14 protein-coding genes are annotated in these 18,211 nt (G+C 40.5%); 3 read left to right on the forward strand and 11 right to left on the reverse strand.

Annotated elements, in window-relative coordinates:
• Positions 1-21 precede the first annotated feature (21 nt).
• The 9 genes from prsR to ACNKW3_RS06065 form a co-directional block, all read right to left on the reverse strand.
• A complete protein-coding gene (gene prsR / locus ACNKW3_RS06025; protein WP_427398375.1) occupies positions 22-1,380 on the reverse strand; it encodes a PEP-CTERM-box response regulator transcription factor in 1,359 nt (452 codons plus the stop codon).
• Between the two features lie 6 nt (positions 1,381-1,386).
• Positions 1,387-3,411 carry an XrtA/PEP-CTERM system histidine kinase PrsK gene (gene prsK / locus ACNKW3_RS06030; RefSeq protein ID WP_427398376.1) on the reverse strand — a complete coding sequence of 675 codons (2,025 nt, stop codon included), beginning with the start codon at positions 3,409-3,411 and terminating at the stop codon, positions 1,387-1,389.
• A 5-nt stretch (positions 3,412-3,416) separates the two neighbouring features.
• Positions 3,417-4,541 carry a beta-ketoacyl-ACP synthase III gene (locus ACNKW3_RS06035; RefSeq protein ID WP_427398377.1) on the reverse strand — a complete coding sequence of 375 codons (1,125 nt, stop codon included), beginning with the start codon at positions 4,539-4,541 and terminating at the stop codon, positions 3,417-3,419.
• Positions 4,542-4,667: 126 nt separating this feature from the next.
• On the reverse strand, positions 4,668-5,576 hold the full coding sequence (locus ACNKW3_RS06040; protein ID WP_427398378.1) for a hydrogen peroxide-inducible genes activator: 909 nt from the start codon (positions 5,574-5,576) through the stop codon (positions 4,668-4,670).
• A 46-nt stretch (positions 5,577-5,622) separates the two neighbouring features.
• Complete coding sequence (locus ACNKW3_RS06045) at positions 5,623-6,915, reverse strand: inorganic phosphate transporter (RefSeq protein ID WP_427398379.1); 1,293 nt, start codon at positions 6,913-6,915, stop codon at positions 5,623-5,625.
• A 126-nt stretch (positions 6,916-7,041) separates the two neighbouring features.
• A complete protein-coding gene (gene phoU / locus ACNKW3_RS06050; protein WP_427398380.1) occupies positions 7,042-7,755 on the reverse strand; it encodes a phosphate signaling complex protein PhoU in 714 nt (237 codons plus the stop codon).
• Between the two features lie 17 nt (positions 7,756-7,772).
• Complete coding sequence (gene pstB, locus ACNKW3_RS06055; RefSeq protein WP_427398381.1) at positions 7,773-8,579, reverse strand: phosphate ABC transporter ATP-binding protein PstB; 807 nt, start codon at positions 8,577-8,579, stop codon at positions 7,773-7,775.
• A complete protein-coding gene (gene pstA, locus ACNKW3_RS06060) occupies positions 8,580-10,124 on the reverse strand; it encodes a phosphate ABC transporter permease PstA (RefSeq protein WP_427398382.1) in 1,545 nt (514 codons plus the stop codon). It abuts the gene before it with no gap.
• Entirely contained in the window at positions 10,117-12,255 is a 2,139-nt protein-coding gene (locus tag ACNKW3_RS06065) for an ABC transporter permease subunit (protein ID WP_427398383.1), read from the reverse strand. The genes pstA and ACNKW3_RS06065 overlap by 8 nt, the downstream gene beginning before the upstream one ends.
• 90 nt (positions 12,256-12,345) lie before the next feature.
• On the opposite strand from ACNKW3_RS06065, the gene ACNKW3_RS06070 reads away from it, so the two are divergent.
• Genes ACNKW3_RS06070 through ACNKW3_RS06080 form a run of 3 tightly spaced genes read left to right on the forward strand, consistent with a single transcriptional unit; the run spans position 12,346 to position 16,464 of the window.
• On the forward strand, positions 12,346-12,843 hold the full coding sequence (locus ACNKW3_RS06070; RefSeq protein ID WP_427398384.1) for a glycine cleavage system protein R: 498 nt from the start codon (positions 12,346-12,348) through the stop codon (positions 12,841-12,843).
• A 12-nt stretch (positions 12,844-12,855) separates the two neighbouring features.
• Positions 12,856-14,919 (forward strand): polyphosphate kinase 1, encoded by a 2,064-nt coding sequence (gene ppk1, locus ACNKW3_RS06075; protein WP_427398385.1) that lies wholly within the window; start codon positions 12,856-12,858, stop codon positions 14,917-14,919.
• A gap of 3 nt (positions 14,920-14,922) precedes the next feature.
• Positions 14,923-16,464: an exopolyphosphatase gene (locus ACNKW3_RS06080; protein ID WP_427398386.1), complete on the forward strand. Its 1,542-nt coding sequence runs from the start codon at positions 14,923-14,925 to the stop codon at positions 16,462-16,464.
• 43 nt (positions 16,465-16,507) lie between these two features.
• On the opposite strand, the gene ACNKW3_RS06085 is transcribed toward ACNKW3_RS06080, so the two are convergent.
• Together ACNKW3_RS06085 and ACNKW3_RS06090 are read right to left on the reverse strand one after the other, a co-directional pair.
• Positions 16,508-17,026 (reverse strand): hypothetical protein, encoded by a 519-nt coding sequence (locus ACNKW3_RS06085; RefSeq protein ID WP_427398387.1) that lies wholly within the window; start codon positions 17,024-17,026, stop codon positions 16,508-16,510.
• A 267-nt stretch (positions 17,027-17,293) separates the two neighbouring features.
• Entirely contained in the window at positions 17,294-18,199 is a 906-nt protein-coding gene (locus ACNKW3_RS06090; protein WP_427398388.1) for a fructose bisphosphate aldolase, read from the reverse strand.
• Positions 18,200-18,211: the final 12 nt, after the last annotated feature.

Consider the following 18,211-nt stretch of genomic DNA (forward strand, 5'->3'; position numbering starts at 1 on the left):
GGATAAATACGAATGTTTAGCTTAACTTTTAGTTTTTAATTCGTCCAATCTGTATTTATCGATCAATGAATAAAGTGTCGGTCGAGTCACGCCTAATAACTCGGCAGTCTTTGAAATATTCTGCTCGGCTTGCATGTAAGCACGACGAATTGCTTTTGACTCAGCCACTTCTCTGACTTCTCTTAAATTGAATACTTGTGAGCTGTGTTCTTCTTCAGCCGCCATGAGTCCAAGGTCGTCAGCCGTAATTAAATGGCTCTCAGCTAAAACTACCGCTGATTTCAGTTTATTTTGCAACTCACGAATATTACCTTTCCAAGAGTGAGCTCGCATGGCAGCAACTGCATCGTCGCTGAAACCTTTAACTTTGGCACCATATTCGTCTTTGTACTGATTTAAGAAGGTTTTGGCCAATAAAATCACATCATCGTCACGGTCTCGAAGTGGCGGAATAATAATGCTGATTTCACCCACTCGATAAAATAAATCTTCTCTAAAGGTCTCTTCTTTGACCATAGAATGCAAATCACGGTGGGTAGCACACACAACTCGCACGTCGACACTGATTTCTTGTCTTCCACCAACGCGCTCGATGACGCGCTCTTGTAAGAAGCGCAACATTTTTGCTTGCAAGCCAATAGGCATATCACCTATTTCATCGAGGAAAAGTGTACCGCCTTGGGCTAACTCAATTTTACCCAGCGTGGTTTTATTAGCACCAGTAAAAGCGCCTTTTTCATAACCGAATAATTCTGATTCCAACAGGTTTTCAGGTATAGAGGCACAGTTAATCGCGACAAACTTTTTATCTTTACGATGACTGGCTTCGTGAATACTACGCGCAAAGACTTCTTTACCGGTTCCACTTTCACCTAACAAAAGAGCACTAATATCAGTTTGGGCAATTTTCTCAGCTTTTCGAGCTGCACCTAAAATAGCTTCACTGTTGCCGATAATACGCCCCATAGACGCAGAGGTTTTAGCTAAGGCTTTGTTTTCTCTTTCTAATGCTGAAAGATTCAATGCTCGTTGTATAATCAGGTTGATAGTGTCAGTGTCTATTGGCTTTTGATAATAATCATACGCGCCTAAAGCAACTGCTTTAAGTGCATTTTCTTTATCATCATTACCTGTAACAACCACTACTTTAGTGCTTGGCGCTAACTGTAGAATTTCGGTAAGCGCTTGTAAGCCTTCAGATGCGTTTGCCGGATCTGGTGGTAAGCCTAGATCTAAAGTAACTACGCTTGGTTCAAATCGACGTAATTGGGTGATTGCCGACTGTCTATCAGCAGCAAACACTATTTCTACGTCTTTTAGTGCCCATTTCAGTTGCTTCTGAATACCTAAGTCGTCATCGACTACCAGAATCTTTTCCATAAACGTCTATAGTCCTTTTGGTAATTTAATCAAAAAAGTCGTCCCTTGACCTACTTCGCTTTCCACTTCCAAAATACCTTTACTTTCTTCAATAAAAGTTTTCGCATCGTAAGCGCCTATTCCCATGCCAGCATTGCCTTTTGTGGTATCAAAGGGTTTAAAAAGTCGATGTTTTATAAAATCCATAGACATTCCTTCTCCGTTATCGGCAATTTGTATCTCAACTTCAGCATCGGTTTGAGATATTTGTAGGTTAACACTACCATCATCAGGAGTTGCTTGTTGAGCATTTTGAATTAAATGGTATAAAACATTAGACAATTTTTCGGCATCTATTTGCAGATTTATTTCGCCGTTGGCATCTACCTTAGGTAATGGAAGTAAGGTAGCACATTTTTGCGCAATTAGGTCATTGATTAATGACACGACCTCAACATTGTTTTTCCCTTTATTTGGCTCGGTATTTTTTTGCATCAATTGCTTGAGCATCTTGTCCATACGTTCTTTGGTGTATTCAAGGGTTTCAAAAGTATCTTCAATAAACTCTGGATTATCTTTATGTTCTTTTGCATTAGAAATAATTAAGTTTATTTGGGCCAATACGTTTTTTAAATCATGCACAACAAAAGCCGACATGCGGTTAAAGGCTGCAAACTGCGCGTTTTCAGCTAACGCAAGCGAGTTCTCTGCATTGATAATAAAAGACGTAATTTGATCAGACAATGCACTGATATAATCTCGCAATTCCCAATTTAGCGCTCTACGGTTTGGCAATTCAGCATCTAAGCAGACAAATCCCCATAAATCATCATTGACCACAATGGGAATAATAAGTTGATACGGACAGTGATGAATAAAGGCTGATTTCTCATCAAGATGGGCATAGTTTTCTGGTTTAGATTTAAGTTCATCCACATCGATGATCCAAGGCTTTGTATCATAAAATCGAGCTATACACTGGATTACAAGCCTAGGAAGATCTTCTGCATGCGCTGGCAAACGACTCACAGGGGTAAAGTCTAGATTTCTTTTTTTATACACAATCCCCGAATCGTAACCTATGCCTTCCATCCAGCCTCTTAACGCTGTTTCATAAACACTTGGCAAATTATCGGTCTTACTTTCGGTGAGCGTTTTGGTAAGTTTTACCCACTCAACACGATAATCATATTGATTGGCATAAAAGTGTTTCGTAATAAACACTTTTACCTTGGTTCGAATTTGATGAGACATCAGCAAGGCTGCTAGTAAGGTCAAGGAAATAACCACCAATGCCAATTGAATACTTAACGACCAGCTACCGCCATAATATTTCACCAAATAGCCTAAAAGTGACATCACTAAAAGATAGATGCCAGCCAAGAGTAATAAGGTACTGTGTAATACCACATCACGACTGACAAATATTTCTATACCCCAATGTTTAATTCTGCGCACAGCAATGACTAAAAACGGCATTAAGGTGAAAAATATGTAGCCTCTTGCGGCAAAGAAATCCCAACTTAGGGTATTTAACATCAGTGCATTCGCATAAATTGCGAAATCCATTAAGTTGATGGCGGCCAAATATATCACCAGGGGTTTAAACGCCCATTTATTTTCACCTGCTTGGCGATACATGATCTCCGTCATTACTAAGGCTTGGATTGCAAGTAATGTATGCAAGCTAAATTGCCAACTACTCGGCATTAACTGAAAACCAGCTGAAAGCATAGTAGTGACGGGTAAAATCAAGGCAATTAACGTCGTTGGTTGCCGCAAGAAACTAAATAGATTGCTTACACTGGTTTGTATACAGGCGCATATGAACAGCATCCAAACACTTTGTCTGATGCTGTCATAGACTAAGATGGATTCTCTGGAGAGGTTATTATTAATATAGGTAACGTGCAACACTGCCCAAGCCACCATAATAATGGTGGACAACATAAGCAAATGACGCGCAAATCCAGATTTGCGCGTAGTTAATAGCAGAAGGAAAAGTAAAAAGTAACCTAACGCGGTCAGTCCATAACCTAAATCAAATACCAAAGGGGTTACCTCTTTCGAATCAACAAACTACCGATGGAATAACCAGCGCCAAAAGAGCATAGAATGCCATAGTCGCCAGCTTTCAAATCTTGATGATGCAAAATAAAGGCGATAACAGAACCTGCAGACGCTGTATTTGCATACCGGTCCAACACAATGGGCGCTTCCTCTAGAGATGCATCTCTGCCTAACAATCGCTTACTTATCAATAAATTCATATTGATATTCGCCTGATGTAACCACCACCTTGTGAGGTTTTCTGGCCCGAGCTCATGAGCTTGTAGATGATCCACTATGTGTTGCGCAGCCATTGGACAGACTTCTTTGAAAACTTTTCTTCCTTCTTGATGAAAGAGTTTATCGGCTGCATATGGATCTTCATCAGTGGCATGGGTCATATAGCCAAAATTTGAACGAATATTATTCGAAAATTTTGTCACTGCTTTGGTCGACAATATATCAAAAGCGTGATCACTAGTGACTGTCTCTTGGGCTTCAATGATAGTCGCAGTGGCCACATCACCGAAAATAAAATGACTATCTCTATCTTTGTAATTTACTTGAGGTGATACTAATTCTGGGTTAATGACTAGTACCGCTTTGGCCGTGCCAGCGGCAACCATTTCGTAAGCTCGATGCATACCAAAGGTAGCAGCTGAACATGCTACTAACATGTCAAAACCAAAACCATCAATACCTAAGGCTTCCTGAACTTCTATTGCTATTGCAGGATATGAGCGTTGTGTGTAGGCACAAGACACAATGACGGCATCAATGTCGTTGGCAGTTTTATTTGCCGATGCCATTGCAGCTTTCGCCGCCTTAATGGCAATTTCCGCTTGATGTGAAATTTCGTCGTCTGAACGCGGCTTTATATCTGGACGCATTCGATGAATATCTAATACCCCATCTTTGCAATAAACATAACGACTTTTTATACCCGACGCTTTTTCCACAAACTCAGCAGAAGAATGCGGTTTTGCCTCCATTTCGCCTTTAGCGATTTCTGCTTCATAGTTTTGATTATGCCAGTCTGCATAGGCGTTGTAGGAATCGATAAGTTCTTGATTTGATATACTATGCTCTGGTGTCCAAAGCCCTGACCCACTGAGCACAATTTGTTTTGTCATTTTAAACTCTTACTATTATTTTAACTGTGACAATAGTAGTGCCTGACGATGCAATGTTCAATAAAACATGAAGCCCTTATTGCATTTAATGCCCAAACTTGGGGCAAGATGAAGAGCAAGTATTTGTTATAACTCTTTAGGATCCGGCATCAAGGGCGCAATTAATTTTGCAATTGCCCTAAATAATTGCACTCTTGTGGTTCCATTTCGCCACACCAAACCAATTTCTCGGAAAGCTTCCTGTTCTGCCGGCAAAGCAATCACATCTGTACCGGTTAAAATACCTTTTTTGAGGGCCATGGCAGGAATAAAAGTGTAGCCTAGTCCGCTATTTACTAAGGAAACCAAGGTATGCAGACTGCTGGCTTTTAAACTACTTACTTGAGATTTATGTGCTAGCCCACAAGCAGATACTGCATGTTCAGTTAAGCAATGTTCTTTCTGCAATAAGAAAATACTTTCATTTGGCAACTCATCAATACTGACATGATTTTTTAATGCCACAGCCGCGGTTTTATTGGTCACTAGATGAAAAGCATCTGTACCCACGACTAACTGCTTACAACCTGGAGTTTTCATCGGTAGCGCGAGAATAAGTAAATCCAATTCACCATCAGATAAGCGTTCCAACAAGTTGTCTGTGGTGTCTTCACTGAGCTGAAGTTCAATGTTAGGCAAGTGCGTTGCCATTTGACGGATTAAGGATTCAAACACAAAGGGCGCTATGGTGGGTATAGCACCTAATCGTAAACTTCCGCTTTTCCAATCTCCAGCAGATTCAGCAAAGCTTGTCCATTCTTGGGCATTACTGAGTAATTGCTTTGATTTTTCAACCATGGCTTCGCCAAAGTCGGTAAACACAAAAGATTTATGATCCCGTTCTAAGAGTTGATGTCCTAAAGTATCTTCGAGATTTTGAATGGCTGTGCTTAGGGTCGATTGGCTTACATTACATTTTTGAGCAGCCCGTAAAAAATGCTGCTCTTTATGCAATACGATGAGGTAATACAAATGCTTTAAATTTGGAAATCGCATAAGTTAATCTTTAGTTAATCTGATTATAGATATACCAAATTAACGCTTAAACACCAAATATAAACGACAATATGTAGAAAATAATAATAGATAACGCTGCGCCTGCAGGTAAGGTAATTACCCATGAAGTAATAATGGTTCTAATTACTTTCCCGTCTACCGCCGAAACACCTTGTGCAATACCAACACCAAGTACCGCACCCACTAGCGTCTGAGTAGTCGAAATAGGCAATCCTGTGCCAGATGCCACCAATACCGTAGTTGCCGCTGAAAGTTCTGCAGCAAAACCTCTAGATGGCGTTAAATGGGTAATTTTAGAACCAATGGTGGCCATCACTCTATGACCAAACATCGCAAGACCAAGCACTATGCCGATACCGCCTAAAGGTAGGATCCACCATGCAAGAGGGGAATTATCTAAAATAGCACCATCATTGGATACAACACTTACAACAGCGGCTAATGGCCCAATGGCATTTGCAACGTCATTTGATCCATGAGCAAAAGCCATACAACAAGCGGTTAGTACCATTAACACTGCGAACACTTTTTCAATGCGGGCATTTTGCTGTTCGGGCGTCATATGGTCGATAGCGTCATCAGAAGGAAGATGTCCTTGGTTGACTTTACGAATGAGGAAAAAACCAATGATACCGACGAGCACACCTATACCAATCGCCAACATATAGCCTTGATCAGATGGTAAATTCAGTCCGACGTGTTTTAACCCTTTTTTAATGGTAACCAACGACATAATAAAACCAGCCAAGCCCATGTACACAGGAACATAACGGTTTGCATAAGCTAGAGGGTGGTCACGATCGAATATTAACTTTTTCGCACTGATAAAGATACAAATGGCAATAATGCCTGAAATTGCAGGTGTGATGATCCAACTTCCAACAATTTCTAAAATTTTGCCCCATTCTACCGCGTTAGCGCTTATCCCTACGGCGGTAAAACCTACAATGGCACCTATGATTGAATGTGTTGTAGAAACCGGCCATCCTTGAAAGGATGCTACCACCAGCCATATACCGGCAGCTAATAGAGAAGAGATCATCCCTATTACAAGTAAATGCGGAACCTCTTCAAAGTAACCACTGTCCACTATACCTTTGCGGATAGTCGAGGTCACTTCTCCACCAGCGAGATAGGCACCAGCAAACTCAAACACCATAGCAATGAGTATTGCTTGTTTTAGCGTAACGGCTTTAGCACCTACAGAGGTGCCCATAGCGTTTGCGACGTCATTTGCGCCTATGCCCCACGCCATTATTAACCCAAAAATAGCCGCTAGCATAACCAACAACAGGCTATAACTTGATAAAATATCCATTAAAAACGTGGCCTATAGACTTGCGAGAATTATCAAATAAAGTGAGCGCAATATAAACGTTTACGCTCTAGTTGACAACACAACCAAATATTAAATTTTTATGTAACTGTAATAACGTCGGAAAAATTACTTCAGTAATTTCTTAATTGTCTTTTTCATAGACGCATTTTTAAGGTTCTTACCATGCGTCAGGTAGATGACGTATTCGCAAATATTCTTGCATCGATCACCAATACGCTCAAAGGCTCTAACTGACCATAAAACATCCAACCAGCGGTTAATATCTTCAGGATTAGATTGAATTTCAGACGCCGTTTGTTCCAACAACTTCTTATACATTTTATCGATTTCATTATCTTGCTGATGGGCAAGTATGGCCGCCTTATCATCTTGGCGAGCAAAGGCATCTAGGGTCGAACGCATCATATGCACTAGGCGATTGCCTATATCAATAATACCGGCTCTAACCATTTCTGATTCAGGCATTTGCTCAGACGAAATCAGTCTTGCTACTCTAGCAACTTCATCGCCGATACGTTCTAAATCGGTAGAGGTCTTCGCCACTGTCATGACCAATCGCAAATCACCCGCAGTTGGGTTACGCTTAGCAATGATGCGCATACACTCTTGCTCAACTTGAAATTCCATGGCGTCTACTTTGGTGTCATTTAAGCTCACCCGTTCCGCTAAATTTGGAATCTTTTCTTCGATGGACACCAAGGTATTGACAATTTGTTGCTCAATCACACCGCCCATAGTCAACACGGAATGTTTTAGCGTTTCTAATTCCTGATTATATTTGGCTGATATATGGGTATCTAGTTGTAATGGCTTGCGCATTTTAATCTACTCTACAATTAGCCATATCGGCCGGTAATATAATCTTCTGTCTGCTGCTTAGCAGGCATGGTAAATAATGAATCGCTGTCTGAAAACTCGATTAATTCTCCCTGATGCATAAAAGCAGCATAATCAGAAACCCTGGCCGCTTGTTGCATATTATGTGTCACAATTACAATGGTACAATGTTTGGCTAATTCACTAATCAGCTCTTCAATATAAAGCGTGGTAAGAGGATCAAGAGCAGATGTAGGCTCATCAAGCAACAAAATTTCTGGCGCGAGCGCCAGTGCTCTTGCGATCATTAAACGTTGCTGTTGCCCACCAGAGAGAAGTAATGCCGAATCGAATAGTCGATCTCTAACTTCGTTCCATAATGCAGCTTGTTTGAGCGCATTTTCTACTGCGTCGTCGAGTACCCTGCGGCTTTTTTGTCCTTGGATACGCAAACCAAAACACACATTCTCGTAAATACTCATAGGAAAAGGATTGGGGGTTTGAAACACCATACCTACTTGAGTACGTAAATTTGCTGTCTGTTCTTTCTTATCGTACACATTACGATCACCAATCCACACTTCGCCTTGGCAACGGTGTTTTTTGTTGAGATCATTCATACGATTAAAGCTGTTCAGCAAAGTTGTTTTGCCACAACCACTCTGTCCTATGAGGGCGGTAATTCGATTTTTAGGAATGCGGATACTGATGTTGTTAAGTACTTTTTTATTACTTAACCAAACGTTTAAATCCCTCACATCAATGCCAGCTTGGGCACGTGAAATTTCATCAACAGAAAGAATTTTTCGTTCAAACAACTTAAACATCTATTTCTGGTTCCTTTCATATTTATCACGTAAACGCTTACGCACAATTACCGCTGTAATATTCAATAGAAATACAATCACCAACAATAACATACAAGATGCAAACATCATCGATGATGTTTGGCTATCTAACTGATTATGGAATGCCCCGTCATAAATAAACACACCTAAGTGCATAAATTGACGTTCTAAATGTAAAAAGGGAAACTCGCCATCCACTGGCAAATTCGGCGCAAATTTTACCGCTCCCACCAAAATAAGTGGCGCTACTTCACCAGCGGCCCTAGCAATAGCCAGAATAATTCCGGTCAACAACCCTGGGCTTGCCATGGGTAAGACTACTTTTTGAATGGTTTCTAATTTAGTTGCCCCTAAGGCATAACTGCCCTCTCGTAGCCCCTGGGGTATTCGCCGCAAGCCTTCTTCAGCTGAGACTATTACTACGGGTAAAGTTAACAAGCCCATGGTTAAAGAGGCCCAAAGTAAGCCTGGTGTGCCAAAGGTCGGGGAAGGTAAATTATCATCGAACAACAAAGTATCAAGACTACCGCCAAGGGTGTAAACGAAGAAGCCAAGTCCGAAAACGCCGTACACCACTGAAGGAACTGCCGCCATATTGCTTATGCCGATGCGAATTAGCGCTGTAGTTTTATTATCAGGTGCGTATTCGTGCAAATAGATGGCAGCAATAATACCGAATGGCGCGACCACCAAAGTCATCAACAATACCATAAGCACAGTTCCGAAAATGGCAGGAAAAACGCCGCCAGAGGTGGCACCTTGCTTAGGCGTTTGCGCCAAAAAGGCCATCATTTTACTGAATGTGATGTAGATGCCATCGAAAAATCCAAGATCATTAGGAAAAATAATAGATTCCATGCTTGCCAAGGGTACTTGTCTCAAATTCCCATGGCTATCTACTAGTTCAATGGTATAGGCAGCTAATTGTTGATCAATACTATTTGAATAGGTTTGCCAGCGACTAAATTGTTGATATTTCTCTTGTAATGCAGGACTATCTTTGGCTACATCCTGTTGCAACAAGGTGGCGATATCTTGATGCAAGGGCTGTAAAATTGTACTTTGTACTTCCCCCAGCTCTGATTTCAATAATTCGGTGGTGGCGAGTAGATCATCTAAATTTTCTAAGTTTAAGGTATTGGATTCTGGTGAGGTTAAAGTTCGGACTTTCCCCAATATGCTTTCACCCAAATGAGTTTTAAGATGAACCACATCTGCTTCAGTCCTGACACTGACCTGAGGAATGTTTGCATTTTCAAATCTAAATTGCTTTTGAAATCTTGTTTGATATTCCTGAGCTAGCTCTTCTGCTGACAAATAACTAATTTCGTAATACTCTTCTTGTAAGGACTGAGGATAAGACAAGGTGACAGAATGTACTGCTGAAGGTAGAAAATATCTAGCGCCTTGCAAGCCTATAAACACCACCATTGCAAATAAAAAAATAAACAATATTGCCATGCATAAAATACTGATGGCCTCAACCATTGACTGTTTAAATTTAAAATAGTCTTGATTAACCATTGTTGTTTTTCCAACTAAGCCGATTTTTGAACATGGAGGCCAAGGTATTAATCACAAAAGTAAATGCAAATAAGATAGCAGCAGTTAAAAATAAAATATGGAAATGGGTGCTTCCTTGACTTGATTCTTGCAGTTCTATAGTTAAGTTTGATGTGAGCGAACGTAGGCCAGATAATAAATCCCAATCTGCTACTGGGGTATTTCCAGTGACCATCAAGACTATCATAGTTTCGCCGAAAGCCCGCCCAAAACCTAACATAATTGCAGAAATTATACTTGGCTGAGCTACAACCAAAACCACTCTAAACAAGGTTTGAACTTCTGTTGCACCTAGTGCAAAAGCCGCATGTTTGGCGCCATCTGGAACATCATGAATGGCATCGTCGACTAGTGTATAAATGGTAGGTGTGATGGCAATTCCTAAGGCCAAGGCGACTACTATTGAGCTTTTGGTCAAGGTGACACTGGTCATAATTTGGGTGAAAAGGCTTTCAGGTTGAGTCAGCAACAACGCCTGTAAACCTTGGGCTAGGCTAAAAAGAGCAAAAAGTGCCAAAGCAAAAAAGCCTGTCATTAGACAGATATAAAAGATAGATTGAGTGAAGTCTTCATGACGAGTTTTTATTGATGAATGTATGAAGATCATTGCCAAAAACACCATGGGCATGCACAACAGCATCATTAGTAGCGCTAGCAACGATTTCTCAGCAAATGGCGCTAACCATACCGCAGCGATAAAACCAATAATGACGGCCGGAATGGCTTCTATCATTTCGATTGAGGGTTTGAGAATCGCACGGGTTTCATTACTGGCAAAAAACGCCGTAAATACAGCAGCACCTAAGCCTAAAGGCACAGCGACAAATAAGGAAAGTACAGACGCTTTTATGCTACCAATAATAAGTGGCACTAAGCTGAATTTAGCCTGATCATTACCATCCACAACACTGGTTTGCCAAATAAATCCCGGTGTTTCGTATCCAATGTATTGCACCTCAGAGAATAGGCTTTTCCAAGTCACTACGCCTTGCAGATTTTCGGGCAAATAAAACATGATTTTATTCTCCCCCACTAAAATCACCCTGCTAGTGGAGGCAAAAATACCTGTTACTTTTGTACGCAAACTTTGTTTACTTACCAATTCAAACGTATTTGGGTTAAGCAGTAATAATTCATTCGTATCACTGATGAAATAGAGGGCGCCTGTATGTGGATCAAAATCCATATGAAGCACATTACCAACCTCTGCATTTTCAAATCGGTTAAGTTGTTTAAAAATGAAGTTTCCTTGGTGATTCACTATGCCCCAAACAGAATAGCTATGCTGTTCGAATAAGAAAAAGCCTCTTTGATTCGTCATCGGAATAAGCGCTTGATTCGCGCCAAGCTCAACATTCTGTAGTAGGACCTGGGCATCATCATAAATAAGCACTTGCTCACCTGTTTTGATCAAATGCTGGTGATATTTGGCAAGCGGGAGATAAAATTGAGCGTCAGGGTAATCAAAAACTTCCGCCTCTTCTAACTGATTTATATCAAATTGGTAAACTCTTATCCCTTTATTCTGCCCTTTGGTCCAAAGGTGCACGCGCCCTTGAGTTAGGTTTGCTTGCCATTGTTGATTGTGGTCTGATTTTATGACACCCAAGATCAAAGAGGATAAATCGAAAGAAGTAAAACGAGTAGACTCAACCCGAGTCCCGGTTATGTTTAAACGGTAAAGCTCCACTAAGCCATTGGGTGAAATAACCACATACCCATGATTAATCTCGCTACTCGCATCTAGCATCACCAATTCGCTATCACAGGTGACTCTGTGATGTGACAATTTTTCAACCTTGTCTTGTATTACCGAGGACACCACTAGGGCGCAATTTTCTTGACTGTAAATAATAGTGCGTTCGGCACTTTCTCTTACCCCTATCACATCTGTCAATTCGGAAATAGAAACACTGGACTGAAAGCTCAATTTTGGCGTATATAATAAGGGGACAGCGTTTGACAAGATATGTAAGATTAGCACTAAAAATGTAGCAAGCACTAACCAACCAAATCCCGTGAAAACACGAGCGGCTATGGCATTGTTACGGAATCGCACCTTGGCGTTGTGTGTTTTAAGCTTGCTTTGCATGGAAGAATTTTAAATAATTTCATAAAGATGCAATCTTTCTGCGATAATAACACAACAACTTGATGACAAAACTATTAAAAAGGTCAAAAAATGCAAGCAATGGTACTTACCGTTATTGGTCGTGACAAAGCAGGCTTAATTAATGAAATAGCAACCGCAGTCTCTGAATGCAAGGGAAATTGGCTCAGGAGTAGTTTCTGCCATCTTGCTGGTCAGTTTGCAGGTTTTGTTGAAGTTTTGTTAGAACAAGACATGCACAATGAATTGATTCGTAAATGTCACGCCATTGCCAATCTTCAAATCACACTAACGCCAGCCTCTGAACATGTGGACACTCGCTCAAAACGCATCAGAATGACTGTCACAGGTAATGATAGGCAAGGCATAGTCAACGACATAACTACCACATTAAAAACGTTTTCGGTCAATATCCGAGAAATGGAAACCCGTTGTGAAAGTGCCGCAAACTGGGGAAGTCCTTTATTTAGTGCCAAATTGAACCTGCTTTGCGCAGATGAAGTTGAAGCAAGTGAATTAAAATCAGCGATAGAAGCCTTGGCTGATGATCTAATTGTTGAATTTGAATAATTTGAGGAAAAAATGAGACAGCTTTACTATCCCAAAGAGTTAAGTTGGTTAGCGTTTAATGAACGCGTATTACAAGAAGCGGCTGATGAAAACACCCCTGCAATTGAGCGGATCCGCTTTCTAGGTATTTACAGCAACAATTTAGATGAATTTTATCGAGTACGAGTGGCCGACGTAAAACGTCAGATCACTATATTTCAAAACGAAGGGGATTTATTTCAAGCTGAACAATTTTCTGAATTACTTTACGAAATTCAACGTAAAGTAAAAAAACTGTCTGCCCGTTTTGATCAGTTGCACAAACAAGTCACTAAAGAACTGAAAAAATATAATATCCATATTCTGACTCACACCCAATTGTCAGACCCACAAAAAGTATGGGTAAAAAATTATTTTCAACAAAATGTGCTGATGCATGTCGCTCCGATTTTATTGGACAACAAAGTGCAGTTGCTGCAACGTCTTAATGATAGCTCGGTATATTTAGACGTTGCGCTAAATAGACCGGGAAAATCGCCGAAATACGCTGTGGTAGAAATCCCAACGTCATCTATGTCGCGTTTTGTTGTTTTACCGTCAGATGAATCCAAAAAGAAAAAGCAAATTTTACTGATTGATGATGTAATAAAACTCTGTGTGGGTGATATTTTTAAAGGCTTCGTTAAATTTGAATCTACCGAAGCTTATTCCTTCAAAATTACCCGTGATGCCGAATATTCCATCAACGATGAAATTGATGAAAGTTACGTTGAAAAAATGTCTGAGAGCATGAAACAGCGGTTAATCGCTGAGCCGGTGCGAATTATTCATGATGAGGGAATGCCGGTTGAAATGGTCAATGATCTGCGAAAGCGATTGAAGATTTCGTCCATAGATACCATTCAGTCAGCCGGACACTATCGCAACTTTAAAGACTTTATTGGTTTCCCTAATCCTGGTCGGCATTATTTGGAACACACAAAATTGCCAGTGATTCGAAATAAAACCTTTACTCAACATGACACTGTGTTTGATGCTATTTCACAAAAAGACATCTTACTGTATTACCCTTATCACGACTTTACCCATTTTACCGAATTTGTTCGTCAGGCTGCGTTTGACCCTCAAGTAAGACATATACGCTTGAATATTTATCGCGTGGCTTCTCATTCGCGCATCATTAGCTCTCTGGTGGATGCGGTAGACAATGGTAAAAAAGTGACTGTGGTAGTGGAATTGCGCGCGCGATTTGATGAAGAAAATAACATTGCCTGGTCAAAACGCATGACGGATGCTGGCGTAAAAGTTGTTCTAGGTAACCCGAATGTTAAAATTCACAGTAAACTTTGTATTGTGACCCGTGAAGAAAAAGGCCAGCTAAAACACTATGCTCACTTTGGTACTGGTAACTTTAACGAAAAAACCGCAAAAATTTATACAGATTTATCATTGTTTACTTGCGACGAAGAACTTACTCAAGAAGCGATTCAGGTATTTGACATTATTCAAAACCCGTACAAAAAAGTCAGGTTTAACCAATTGCAGGTATCTCCGGTTAACGCCAGAAGCAAAATACAATCCCTGATTCGTCAAGAGATTCAGCGCTGTACCGAAGGTCACTTTGCGCAAATCACTCTTAAAGTGAACAATCTTGTGGATAACGAATTGATCGATGATTTATACCGTGCTGGCCAATCTGGGGTAAAAGTACGCGCCATTGTTCGCGGCATGTGCAGCCTGATACCTGGGATTCCTGGCATGAGTGAGAATATAGAAGTCATCAGTATAGTGGACAGATATCTAGAACATCCGAGAATTATGGTATTCGAAAATGGCGGCGACCCTCGCTACTACATATCTTCTGCCGACTGGATGACCCGTAATATGGATTATCGAATCGAGGTAGGATGTCCGGTCAAAGATCCTGATGCCAGAGCCATGATTGATACACTATTAGACCTACAATTTAGAGATACTCTTAAGGCCAGGGTCATTGATGAGCATCAGACCAACGAATATGTCAAAAGAGGCAATAGAAAGAAACTGCGCTCACAGATTCAAATTCACCAATACCTGACCAAACTCGAAAGCGAATAAAACATGACGGACAATAACCTATATCAAGTATTTGAATCTGAAGATACCGAAGAGTATGAACATTACGCTGCCCTTGATATAGGTTCCAACAGTTTTCATCTCGTGGTTGCTCGAGTTGTCCAGGGTGCATTGCAAGTTGTGAATAAAATCAAGCACAAGGTACGACTAGCTGAAGGCTTAGACAACAATCAATACTTATCGCCAGAGTATATTGATAGAGGCGTGCAAACTTTGGCTTCAATGACACCAACATTAAGCGGTTTGCATCATACTAAAGTTAGGGTCGTTGCTACCCATACGCTTCGAAGAGCTCAAAATGCGAAAGCTTTTCAACGAGCTGCCAAGAAAGTCTTCCCCTACCCCATTGATATTATTGCGGGGGCAGAAGAAGCTCGACTTATTTACGTAGGTATTTCGTCGGGACTACAAGTGCTTCAACCGCGTTTGATATTTGATATTGGCGGTGGTTCAACCGAATTTGCTATAGGTACAAGTTTTACTCCGGACATATGCAAGAGTATTTCCATGGGCTGTGTTACCTATCAAAAACGCTTCTTTAAATCCGGCATTATTACCCAAAAAGCCTGTGAACAGGCGATCACTATGGCTAGGCAGGATCTTGAATTAGCCGTTCGCAGTTTAAATAAACATAGCTGGGAGGTTATTTTTGCTAGTTCAGGTACTGCAAAAGCTATAGCGCAGGTCATTCATCCATCCGATACTGGCGAACCCGAAGAAGCGGTAAATCAACATGATTTACAACTACTTTTAGCTCGTTGTATCGAAAAGGGCCACGCAGAGGCCTTAGATTTTGAGGGATTATCAGAAGAGAGAAAACCTGTATTTGCTTCGGGTTTATGCATAATGTTGGCGATTTTCCAATCCTTGAGAATTGGCGAATACAAGTATGCAGCCAATGCGCTTAGAGAAGGTGTGTTATACGAACTACAACCCAAACAAACGACACAGAATATCTGCCTGAGTACAGCGCAAAGTATGGCTAAGCGCTACCATGTTGATCCTCAGTACGCGCATAATGTGCTACAAACTTGCATGGCGTTGTACAACAAGGTTAAAGACGTGTGGGAAATCGATAGTGCAAATAACAGATTCATCCTTGGCTGGGCTAGCCTGCTACATGAAGTCGGTTTGCATATCAACTCTAAGGGAATCCACAAGCACTCTTCTTATATTTTAGCTAATTCTGACATGCCAGGCTTTCACCAAGAACAGCAACAAGTAATTGCAACCCTTGTAAAGTTCCATCGCAAGCGTATCAAGTTGAAAGAGTTTCCGGAGTTTGTTAACTATGACCGACTACGGTTGTACAAGCTATTGGCAATTTTAAGGATTGCACTTGTATTTAATATTAATCGTACTGAATCTATAGTAACGGGCAATATTTTGGCCCGTGACGATCAAAATATCGAGTTAATTATTGAAAATTCCTTGTTAGAACAACATCCACTGTTGATGGTAGATTTGGAAAAAGAACAATCATATTTGGTGGACATCAATATAGATTTAGATATTACAGTGCAATAACTTTGTAATAATATACGAAGCGTTTCTAGTATCTAGAATTTCGTTAACTGGCAAAAAATACCACGCAAAGCATAAAGACAATACCTGCACCGGCAATCTTTAATCCGTTTTTATAGGGGGCAGCTCTTGGCAAAAACATTAAAAAAGCAGAGATAGAAAAAAACAGCAAACATGCACCGAAAGCTATATTTACATAGTAAATAGGGCTATTGGTAGTGGCTTTGTGTAATTTGACTAGTTTATCAAGCACTATCGGGTATTCTTTGCTAGTAACCCTTGCTTCTCCGGTTTGCTTGTTGTATTCACCATTTGCAAAACGAATCGTCTGGTCGTCTTCCTCTATTACTCTAAATCCACGGATGCGTAACTGTTCACCTAAACTATTTGCATTTAGGTTTGTCTCTATTTGCCTAACAGAGGTTTGTTCAAACTTGAGAAAATCAGTTGTTCTAAAGATCAGCAAGGTGCCGCTAATGGCATAAACGCTCATTATTCCTGCTAGAAAAAAGCCTATCCAACGGTGGTACTTTCTTATTGAATTGTGAAACTTTGGCGATGCCATTTTGTATCTTTCCTAAACTAAAATTCTATATTACTCAATATTCTGCTGGAGTTTCTGTTATCAATACAGCTTGTTTACACAACTTTACATTTCTAAAATATGGGTTAACAGCTCTTGCTTCAATTGATTATCCTTATCTTCAATGGGTAAATTTAGGTAGCTGTTTTTTTGATGATGAGCTCTAAAATTTAAGAAGATCCTAGTTTTCAACCGGATGACACAGGGGGAAACCCTGATATTCATCAGGGTTTATTTCATAACAGCTAATTAAGTCGCTGACGCATCATAAATAGCTTGAATTGCAGCATCAATGGCGGCATTAAACTCATCATCAGATTGTTGCGCGCTTAATCCTTCAGTCAATGCCCGAGAGAATGACGCTATCATGCCATGGTTTTCAGATAATCGTTGATTGGCTACATCACGGCTATAACCACCGGATAGCGCCACAACTTTAACTACATTAGGATGTTCTATGCAGGGCACATAGAAATCAGCTTGTTCTGGTAGCGTAAGTTTAAGCATTACTAATTGATCACTTTCAAGCTTTGCAAGTTGTGCCATGATTTCATCGCGTAACAAAGCTTCAGCAGCCGCTTTTTGCGGGCTGTTAATGTCTACTTCAGGCTCAATAATAGGCACCATACCGGCGGCAATAATCTGTTTACCGATTTCAAACTGTTGTTCGACAACTGCTTTTATCCCGTCTGCGTTATCCGTTTTGATTACCGAACGCATTTTGGTACCAAAAACATTCTGTTTGCTGGCTTTTGCTAGAAGGTCATCCAAATCAGGAATAGGTTTCATGATTTGAACACCGTCGCTTTCTTCAGCTAAGCCTTTATCGACTTTTAAGAAAGGTACAACGTTTTTCTCTTCCCACAAATAAACCGCACTGTTTTTGCCTTCGATATCACGATCCAAAGTGTTTTCAAATAGAATAGCACCAAGTACTCGCTTACCATCAAATGCTGGGCTGGTAACAATGCGTGTACGCATCGCATGTACCTGATCAAACATTTCCTCATCGCCAGAATATTCACTTTCACTCACACCGTATAGCTTAAGGGCTTTTGGCGTGCTACCACCGCTTTGATCCAAAGCAGCAATAAATCCAGTTTGTGAAGTAACTTTTTCCAGCATCTCCTTTAAAACGGGGTTTTCATTTGACATTAGCAAGGGCTC

The sequence above is a fragment of the Glaciecola sp. 1036 genome, assembly GCF_050306235.1.
GTDB lineage: Bacteria > Pseudomonadota > Gammaproteobacteria > Enterobacterales > Alteromonadaceae > Glaciecola.